Below are 1150 nucleotides of genomic sequence, written 5' to 3' on the forward strand. Positions count from 1 at the left end.
CCGGAGCGACAGGAAAAGGAGAACGCAATGAGCGTGAACGCTTACCAGCCGGTGCTGGACCCGGCGTCATCCGGGCGCATGTTCTGGTTCGACAAGCATGATACCCGCGTCCTGTTCGGGGACATCCGCGACGAGAGCTGGGAGCTGTGCGACGGACGCCGGTTCGACGTGAAGCCGGACATGGAGATGGACTACCGGGACCTGCCGTTCCCCGATGGCACGTTCCGCATGGTCGTCCTCGATCCTCCCCACCTTCGTCACGTCGGGGAGAACGCCTACATGGCGAAGAAATACGGTGCCTTGGACCCGGAGACGTGGCAGGAGGATTTGCGCCTCATGTTCCGTGAATGCTTCCGCGTGCTGAAACCATACGGGGTGCTGATCTTCAAATGGAACGAGGTGCAGATTCCACTGTCCAAGATTCTGAAGTTGTGTGAGGAGAAACCACTGTTCGGGAACAAGCAGCCCAAGCAGACCGGCACGCATTGGATCGTGTTCATGAAAGCAGGAACGGAGGAGCAATGAGCATCAGCAAACAGGAAGCCGAACGCTGCTACCCCACACAGTACTGGAACGGGAAAAACTGGCCGTTGAAACTCCTTTCCCTCACCACGGACGATCTGCAACTGGCATACCAGTCCGGACGCGAGGCTGAACCTTGCAAGGAGCAGATCGAGTCCGTGGCTAAAACACTCGCAGTGGTGTCCGCCTATACCACCGAAGATGGCTACTGCTATCTGAGCAGAATTGACAAGGCTTTGGAAGAAGACGAGGATCATTGGTCGTACATATCCGGTAACCGGCGCGACGACCTGATGGCGATTGCGAAGAGACTTCTGGACGCCGCGCGAAATGCGGTGATGTGATGGAGAGCCGGAAGGAAGTGACCCGCTGTCTTTCCGAATTGGTGGAGAAGCGGATCACAGGACGGAACATGGTTTGGAGCCGGGAGGTCCCCTTCGACAAGGGTACGTCCTACGAAAGGCGCGTGGACTATGTGGCGTTCCGGCCTTTCATGCCGGAGCAGCGTTTGGAACCGTCGAGTCTGGAACTGGGGACGTTCGAGTTCTATGAGATAAAATCCTGCATTGCTGATTTCGAGAGCGGACATGGTTTGACCTTCGAGGGTGATGAAAACTATCTGGTCACT

The 1150-nt window shown here is 56.7% G+C and carries 2 protein-coding genes and 1 pseudogene; all 3 read left to right on the forward strand.

Going from position 1 to position 1150, the window contains the following annotated elements; all coding sequences use genetic code 11:
- Positions 1-78: 78 nt before the first annotated feature.
- Positions 79-525, forward strand: a complete 447-nt coding sequence (locus B5G37_RS14525) for a methyltransferase domain-containing protein (RefSeq protein ID WP_087258961.1) — start codon at positions 79-81, stop codon at positions 523-525.
- Positions 522-866, forward strand: coding sequence for a hypothetical protein (locus B5G37_RS14530; RefSeq protein ID WP_087258959.1), 345 nt, complete (start codon positions 522-524; stop codon positions 864-866). The genes B5G37_RS14525 and B5G37_RS14530 overlap by 4 nt, the downstream gene beginning before the upstream one ends.
- A pseudogene (locus tag B5G37_RS14535) lies at positions 866-1150 on the forward strand (hypothetical protein); the annotation flags it as partial. The gene B5G37_RS14530 and the pseudogene B5G37_RS14535, both read left to right, overlap by 1 nt.

Origin of the sequence: Pseudoflavonifractor sp. An85, from assembly GCF_002161235.1 — a bacterium.
GTDB lineage: Bacteria > Bacillota > Clostridia > Oscillospirales > Oscillospiraceae > Enterenecus.